This is a genomic window from Myceligenerans halotolerans, from assembly GCF_054782975.1.
In genome coordinates, this window is the sequence record NZ_BAAGRL010000045.1 from 63546 (window position 1) to 70792 (window position 7247).

Annotated in this window: 6 protein-coding genes; 5 read left to right on the top strand and 1 reads right to left on the bottom strand. The window is 72.7% G+C overall.

The window, feature by feature from the left end; translation table 11 throughout:
- The first annotated feature begins 1 nt into the window (after nt 1).
- The 3 genes from ACYVK5_RS22005 to ACYVK5_RS22015 all read left to right on the top strand — a co-directional run bounded on the left by ACYVK5_RS22005 (nt 2) and on the right by ACYVK5_RS22015 (nt 3120).
- Complete coding sequence (locus ACYVK5_RS22005) at nt 2–790, top strand: ATP-binding cassette domain-containing protein (RefSeq protein ID WP_460708114.1); 789 nt, start codon at nt 2–4, stop codon at nt 788–790.
- Nucleotides 791–865: 75 nt separating this feature from the next.
- Nucleotides 866–2101 (top strand): sugar ABC transporter permease, encoded by a 1236-nt coding sequence (locus tag ACYVK5_RS22010; RefSeq protein ID WP_460708115.1) that lies wholly within the window; start codon nt 866–868, stop codon nt 2099–2101.
- Nucleotides 2102–2103: 2 nt separating this feature from the next.
- A complete protein-coding gene (locus tag ACYVK5_RS22015; RefSeq protein WP_460708116.1) occupies nt 2104–3120 on the top strand; it encodes a LacI family DNA-binding transcriptional regulator in 1017 nt (338 codons plus the stop codon).
- Nucleotides 3121–3298: 178 nt separating this feature from the next.
- Here ACYVK5_RS22015 and ACYVK5_RS22020 read toward each other — a convergent pair whose 3' ends face one another.
- Complete coding sequence (locus ACYVK5_RS22020; RefSeq protein WP_460708117.1) at nt 3299–5287, bottom strand: M13 family metallopeptidase; 1989 nt, start codon at nt 5285–5287, stop codon at nt 3299–3301.
- 158 nt (nt 5288–5445) lie between these two features.
- Here ACYVK5_RS22020 and ACYVK5_RS22025 point away from each other — a divergent pair, with 158 nt between their 5' ends.
- Both ACYVK5_RS22025 and ACYVK5_RS22030 read left to right on the top strand, forming a co-directional pair.
- Nucleotides 5446–5895 (top strand): ribose-5-phosphate isomerase, encoded by a 450-nt coding sequence (locus ACYVK5_RS22025; protein WP_460708118.1) that lies wholly within the window; start codon nt 5446–5448, stop codon nt 5893–5895.
- Between the two features lies 1 nt (nt 5896).
- Nucleotides 5897–7240: an Fpg/Nei family DNA glycosylase gene (locus tag ACYVK5_RS22030; protein WP_460708119.1), complete on the top strand. Its 1344-nt coding sequence runs from the start codon at nt 5897–5899 to the stop codon at nt 7238–7240.
- Nucleotides 7241–7247 lie beyond the last annotated feature (7 nt).

Consider the following 7247-nt stretch of genomic DNA (forward strand, 5'->3'; position numbering starts at 1 on the left):
GATGAGAGAGTCCACCGAACCAGGCGCCACGCTCTCGCGCGCTTCGGGAGCCCCGGTGGTGTCGCTGCGCGGAGTGAGCAAGCGGTTCGGGGGCGTGCGAGCGCTCGTGGACGTGGACGTGGACATCCACGAGCACGAGGTGCTCGCCGTGGTGGGCGACAACGGCGCCGGCAAGTCGACGCTCGCGGGCGTGCTCGCCGGTGCCCACCGCCCCGACTCCGGGCAGGTGCTGGTCGACGGCGAACCCGTGGTGCTGGACTCGCCGGCCGCGGCCCGCGCGCTGGGGATCGCGACCGTGTTCCAGGAACTGGCGCTGGTGAACGACCTCGACGTGGTCGAGAACCTCTTCCTCGGGCACGAGGTGGCCAGCGGCGGGTTCCTCGACGAGGTGGAGATGGAGCGCCGTGCGTGGCAGGTGCTCGACCAGCTCGCCGCGAGCGTGCCCTCGGTGCGCGACCCGGTCCGGACGCTGTCCGGCGGCCAGCGGCAGGTGATCGCCGTGGCGCGGGCCCTGCTCGGGTCGCCGCGCGTCGTCGTCCTGGACGAGCCGACGGCGTCGCTCGGCGTGCGGCAGACGGCCGAGGTGCTCAACCTGATCACGCGGCTGCGGGCGCGGGGCCACGCCGTCGTGCTCATCAGCCATCAGGCGGGCGACCTGCAGGCCGTCGCCGACCGGATCCTGGTGCTGCGGCTCGGCCGGGTGCACGGAACGTACACGGGGGAGACCTCGTACGAGGACCTGCTCGCGGCGATGACGGGCGCGGTGCGCCCGAGGCCGGGTGGTCGATGATGGCAGACGACAAGACGCGCGGGAGCGTGCTGACCTGATGGAAGCCGATGAGACGCGCGGGAGCGTGCTGACCCGATGAACAGAGACGGGATGCGCGGGGGCGGGCGGACTCTCGCCGCGGTCGATCCGGCGCCGGAACCGGCCCGGGTCGGGTGGGGAGCCGCGCTGCGGCAGTGGTTCCACGGCGAGCACGGCGTGGCGCTGATCGTCGTCGGCCTGGCGTTCGTGTGGGTGGTGCTCGCGGCGATCGAGCCGGACTTCCTCTCGGCGGAGAACCTGGTCAACCTCACGCTGCAGAGCGTGCCCGTCGGGGTGATCGCGCTCGGCGTCGTGCTGGTGCTCCTGGTCGGGCAGATCGACCTCTCGGTCGGTTCGGTGAGCGGCCTGGCCGCCGCGATCGTCGCGGTCGGCACCGTGACCGCGGGCTGGCCGTTCGGTCTCGGCGTGCTCGTGGCGCTCGCCTGCGGCATGGCCGTCGGGCTGGTCTACGGCGTGCTGTCGACCCGGCTCGGGCTGCCGAGCTTCGTGATCACGCTGGCCGGGCTACTTTTCTTCGCCGGCGTGCAGCTCCGGGTGCTCGGCCCGCTCGGGTCGATCAACCTGCCGTTCGAGTCGTGGTTCGTGCGCGCGATCCAGCAGGGTTTCCTCGACCCCCGCCTGGCCTGGGCACTCGTGGCCGTGTGGGTGCTGTCCTACCTGGGCATGCAGGTCCGGCTGCGCGAGCGCCGTCGTCGGGCGGACCTGTCCTGCGTGCCGTGGTCGCAGGTCGCGCTGCGGACGGGGGCCTTGGCGGTGGTGCTGGCGGCGGCGGTCGGCTACCTCTCCACGGCCCGGGGCGTGGGCTACTCGGTGGTGCTGTTCGTGGTGCTGGTGATCGTCGCGGATGTGGCGCTGCGGCGCACGCGATGGGGCCGCTCGGTGCGCGCCGTGGGCAGCGACCGGCGGGCGGCGCTGCTCTCGGGCATCGCAGTGCGCCGGACCGTGGTCTCGTGCTTCGTGGCGTGCTCGACGCTCGCCGCGCTGGGCGGCATCCTGGCGGCGGGGCGGCTGGGAGCCGCGAACCAGGGCACCGGCGGAGCCGATACCTACCTCACGGCGATCGCCGCCGCCGTGATCGGGGGGACGAGCCTCTTCGGCGGGCGGGGCAGCGCCTGGTCGGCGCTGCTCGGAGTACTGGTGATCCAGTCCGTCGCGAACGGGCTCACGCTGCTCGATCTCGACCAGGCTACGCGTTTCATGGTGACCGGCGCGGTGCTGCTCGGTGCGATCATCGTGGACATGCTGGTGCGGCGCCGGCGTCAGGAGGCTTGATGATGCCGGTGCAGGGAACCCGCCGGCCGACGCTCGCGGGCGTGGCCGAGCGCGCGGGGGTGAGCCTGAAGACGGCCTCGCGCGTGCTGAACGGCGAGCCGAACGTCGCGGAGGCGACGCGGGAGCGGGTGCGCGCGGCCGTGTCGGCGCTCGGGTTCCGGCGCAACGCGGTGGCGGCGGACCTCGCGCGGGGCGGGGCGTCGCGGCTGCTCGGTTTCATCTCCGGGGACCTCGCGAACCAGTTCTACTCGGCGCTCGCCAGCGGGATCGAGCGGGTGGCGCGGGACAACGACATGCACCTGATCACGACGTCGTGCGAGGAGGACCCGGAGCGTGAGCGCCTGCTCACCGAGGAACTGCTCGAACGCCGCGTCGGCGGGCTCGTGGTCACGCCGACCACGGGAGACCACGCCCGGCTGGCCGTCGAGCTTGCCGCCGGTACGCCCGTGGTGTTCGTGGACCGGCCGGCCTCGGGGCTGGAGGCGGACACGGTGGTCATCGACAACCGGGGCGGCATCCGCGCGGCGGTGCGCCACCTGAGCGGCCACGGGCACCGGAGGATCGCGTTCGTGGGCGACAACCCGGGGGTGTGGACGTTCCGCGAGCGACGTGCGGCCTTCGTCGAGATCATGGCGGAGCTGGGCAATCCGGGCGCGGAGGGCTGGGTGCGGTCCGGCGCGCACGACGCGCGTGAGGCGCGGTGCCTCGTCGCCGGGCTGCTGGACGGGCCCGAGCCGCCGACGGCGGTGCTCGCCGAGAACAACCGCGTCACCGCGGGGGCGCTGCGCGCGCTCGGCGATGCGCCCGGAGGCGAGGACGTCGCGCTGGTCGGCTTCGACGACTTCGACCTGGCGGACGTGCTGGGCGTGACCGTGGTCTCCTACGACGCGGTGGAGATGGGCCGTCGGGCCGCGGAACTGGTGACGACCCGGCACGACCCGACCGCGCCCCCGCGCACGGTCACCCTGGAGACGCACCTCATCCCGAGGGGAACGGGCGAACGCCCGCCGCGCCCGTAGCGGCCGGCCGCTTCCGGCTGCTGAGAAGCGTTCAGTAGGGCCCGAAAGACCTTTCGGGGCCGGATAAGTGGGTGCCCGGCCCTGATGAACGCGAGTCAATAGCGAGGCGCGAAACGGCGGCCGTGGCGGTCAGCTCCTGGAAGAGCCGGCCGCTCCGGCCGCCGCGTCCCGTCCACGGTCACCAGATCTGGACGCGCTCCTCGGGGGGAAGGTAGAGACCGTCGCCCGGGGCGGTGGCGTAGGTCTCGTGGAACTCGTCCACGTTGCGCAGCACGCCGTTGCAGCGGAACTCGTTGGGGGAGTGCGGGTCGACGGCGATGCGCCGCACGACCTCCTCGTCGCGGCCCGTGGACTGCCACACCTGCGCCCAGCCGAGGAAGATCCGCTCCAGGGCGGTGAGGCCGTCGACCACCGGCGCCTCGGACAGCGGCTTGCCGAGCGCGATGCGGTACGCCTTGATCGCGATCGACAGGCCACCCAGGTCGCCGATGTTCTCACCGATGGTCAGCGAGCCGTTGACGTGCACGCCCGCGTGCTCCTCGGTGTCGAGCTGCGCGGGACGGTACGCGTCGTACTGCGCGATCAGGGCGCTGGTGCGCTTCTCGAACTCGTCGCGGTCCGCGTCCGACCACCAGTTCTCGAGGCGGCCGTCGCCGTCGTACTTGGAGCCCTGGTCGTCGAAGCCGTGGCCGATCTCGTGCCCGATGACGCCGCCGATCCCGCCGAAGTTCACGGCGTCGTCGGCCGACGGGTCGAAGAACGGCGGCTGCAGGATCGCGGCCGGGAACACGATCTCGTTCATGCCCGGGTTGTAGTAGGCGTTGACCGTCTGCGGCGTCATGAACCACTCCTCGCGGTCCAGCGGCTTGCCGATCTTGCCGAGCTCGTGGTCCTGGTCGAACGCGTTGGAGCGGCACACGTTCCCCACCAGGTCCGCGGGATCCACCACGAGCCCCGCGTAGTCCCGCCACTTGGTGGGGTAGCCCACCTTGGGGGTGAACTTCTCCAGCTTGACCAGGGCCTTCGCCCTCGTCTCGGGGGTCATCCAGTCGAGGTTCCCGATGGACTCCCGGTAGGCCGCCACCAGGGCCTCCACCAGCTGGTCCATCTTCTCCTTGTGATCCGGCGGGAAGTGCCGCGCCACGTACTCGGCGCCGACGACCTCCCCGAGTGCGCCCTCGACCAGCGACACGCCACGCTTCCACCGCTCGCGCACCTCCTGCGCGCCCGTGAGCGTGCGGCCGTAGAAGTCGAAGTTCGCCTCGACGATCTCGTCGGTCAGGTAGGGCGCACGGGCCGTGACCAGGTGGTAGGTCATCCACAGCTGCCAGTCCAGCAGGGAGACGTCGTGCCAGAGAGCGGCGAACCCCACCGAGAAGCTGGGCTCGCGCACCACGAGCTGGTCGAGCGCCCCCAGCGGCGCGCCGAGCGCCTCGACCCACCGCCGCCAGCCGAAGCCGGGCGCGCTCTCGGCCAGCTCGGCGAGGGTCATCGGGTTGTAGGTGAGCGTGGCGTCGCGCCGCTTCACCACGTCCCAGTGGTGCTCCGCGAGACGGGACTCGAGCTCGACGACGCGCGCGGCGGCGTCGTCGGCGCTGATGCCCCACGTGGCGGAGACGTCCGCGAACTCGAGCATGCGCGCCACGTGCGGCTCGTACTTCCTGCGGATGGGCGCGTACTGGTCGTCGTGGTAGTACGACTCGTCCGGCAGCCCGATCCCCGCCTGCACCAGGTAGGCGACGTAGCGCTCCGTGTCCTTGGCGTCGTTGTCCACCCAGAACTTGACGGCGCCCGCGCCGCCGGTGCGCTGCAGGCTGCCCAGGACACGCGTGAGGTCGTCGAGGTTCGCGGCGTCGCGGATCAGCGCGAGATCGCCGGCGAGCGGGGTGGTGCCGAGCGCCTCGATGCGCTCGGTGTCCATGAAGCTCGCGAACAGGTCGCCGATCGGGGATCCGGCGGGAGCGTCCGTGATGATCTCGCGGACGTGCTCCTCCGCCTGGTCGTGCAGGGCGCGGAACGCGCCGTCCATCGCGCGGTCCGCGGGCATCTCGTGGGCGTCGATCCAGCGGCCGTTCACGTGGCGGTACAAGTCGTCCTGCGGACGGACACCGGGGTCGAGGGCGTCGAGGTCGATTCCCGACCTCAAGGGGGTGGCTTCGGTCGTCATGGCGCCAGCGTACGCGGGGTGTCCGACGCCGCTCCGCCACGCCTGTGGACAGCCTGGCGGGGGTCACCGGGCCCGCCGTCCCGGACGTACCGACCGCCGTCGTCCATCGTGCGGGCCGCGGTGGAGAACGCGTACGGCCGTGATGGAAGATGGGGCCCATGCACCTGCACATTGCCGCTGACCACGCCGGGTTCGAGCTCAAGGCTCACCTGGTGCAGCACCTGACCGACGCCGGCCACGACGTCACCGACCACGGCGCCCACGAGTTCGACCCGCTCGACGACTACCCGTCCTTCTGCCTCGCCGCTGGCGAGGCCGTGGTCGCGGAGCCGGGTTCGCTCGGCGTCGTGATCGGCGGGTCCGGGAACGGCGAGCAGATCGCCGCGAACAAGGTCAACGGGGTGCGCGCCGCTCTCGCCTGGTCGGTCGAGACGGCGCGGCTCGGCCGCCAGCACAACGACGCGAACGTCGTCGCCGTGGGTGGCCGGATGCACACCGCCGAGGAGGCGACGGCGATCGTCGACGCGTTCGTCGCCGAGCGGTTCAGCGGCGACGAGCGCCACCAGCGCCGCATCGACCAGCTCGCCACCTACGAGAAGTCCCGCTGACTTGCCCGAAGGTCACACCATCCACCGCCTCGCGCGGGCCCTGCGGGAACTGTTCGGCGGCGAGCGGCTGCGGGTGACCAGCCCGCAGGGACGTTTCGCCGACGGCGCCGCCCTGCTCGACGGCCGCCGTCTCGTGTCCGTGGAGGCTTGGGGCAAACAGCTCTTCTGCGGCTTCGTGCCCGACGCCGGCGGAACAGCCGGAGTGCGTCGGCGAGGTGAGTACCTTGGGCAACCGGACGACGCCGGGCCGGGCGCGGCCGCTCTGCCGGGACGGGACAGCTCCGCTGACCTGCCTGGTGCCGACCACGCCGAGGTGCTCTGGCTCCGGACGCACCTCGGGCTCTACGGCGCGTGGACGTTCGCGGGCGCGCCGGGGGCACCGGAGGTCGCGCACGCGATCGGCGCGCCGCGCAAGCGCATCGGCGAACGCGAGACGATTCCAGCCGCCGCGTCGCCCGCTGTGGCAGCGTCGTCTGCTGCCGCCGTGCCGTCTGCTTCCGCGGAATCGCCTGCTCCCGTCGTGCCGTCCGCTGTCGCCGTGCCGTCCGCATCCGTCGTGCAATCCGCCACGGTGCCGTCGCCGGGCACTGATCCGGCCGCCACTGATCCGGCCACTGATCCGGTCGCTGCAGCCGTGCCGCGTGACGCTTCGGCCGAGAACGACATGGTGGTCGACGGGCGCGTTCTCACCGACCACCATGTCGTTCTCGACGACAGATGGGAGCCGCCCGCACCGCGCGGTCAGGTGCGGGCGCGGCTGCTCGGGCGGCACGCCGTCGCCGATCTGACCGGGCCCGCCGCCTGCGAGGTCCTCACCTCTGCCGAGAAGGACGCCGTCACCGGGCGGCTCGGGCCGGACCCGATCCGGGACGGGGAGCCCGGGCACGACGCCGACCGCTTCGTCGCCAAGGCCGGGCGCTCCCGGATGACGATCGGGCAGCTCCTCATGGACCAGGCGGTGATCGCGGGCGTCGGCAACATCTACCGCGCGGAGGCCCTGTTCCGGGCCGGCGTGGACCCGTTGCGACCCGGCCGCGAGGTCGCGCCGTCGGCGGCCCGAGCGATCTGGGACGACCTCGTGGTCCTCATGCGCGACGGCGCCCGCACCGGCGCGATCGTCACGACCCGCCCGGGGGATCGCACCGCGCGTCACCCGGAGGATCGCGCCGCGGGCCGGCGTCGTACCCGTCAGAACACGGACGGCAGTCCCGGCGCCGTCCCCGCCGACCAGGCGTTCTACGTCTACCACCGCGACGGGCGGCCTTGCCGCGTGTGCGGCGGCCCGGTCCTCCTCAAGGACCTGGCGGCCCGGAACCTCTTCTGGTGCGGCACCTGCCAGACGTGACCGGGAG

What these genes read in the sequence shown, in the direction of transcription:
- ACYVK5_RS22005 (WP_460708114.1), top strand. Translation starts at nt 2, where the DNA reads ATGAGAGAGTCCACCGAACCAGGCGCCACGCTCTCGCGCGCTTCGGGA.
- ACYVK5_RS22010 (WP_460708115.1), top strand. Translation starts at nt 866, where the DNA reads ATGAACAGAGACGGGATGCGCGGGGGCGGGCGGACTCTCGCCGCGGTC.
- ACYVK5_RS22015 (WP_460708116.1), top strand. Translation starts at nt 2,104, where the DNA reads ATGCCGGTGCAGGGAACCCGCCGGCCGACGCTCGCGGGCGTGGCCGAG.
- ACYVK5_RS22020 (WP_460708117.1), bottom strand. Translation starts at nt 5,287, where the DNA reads ATGACGACCGAAGCCACCCCCTTGAGGTCGGGAATCGACCTCGACGCC.
- ACYVK5_RS22025 (WP_460708118.1), top strand. Translation starts at nt 5,446, where the DNA reads ATGCACCTGCACATTGCCGCTGACCACGCCGGGTTCGAGCTCAAGGCT.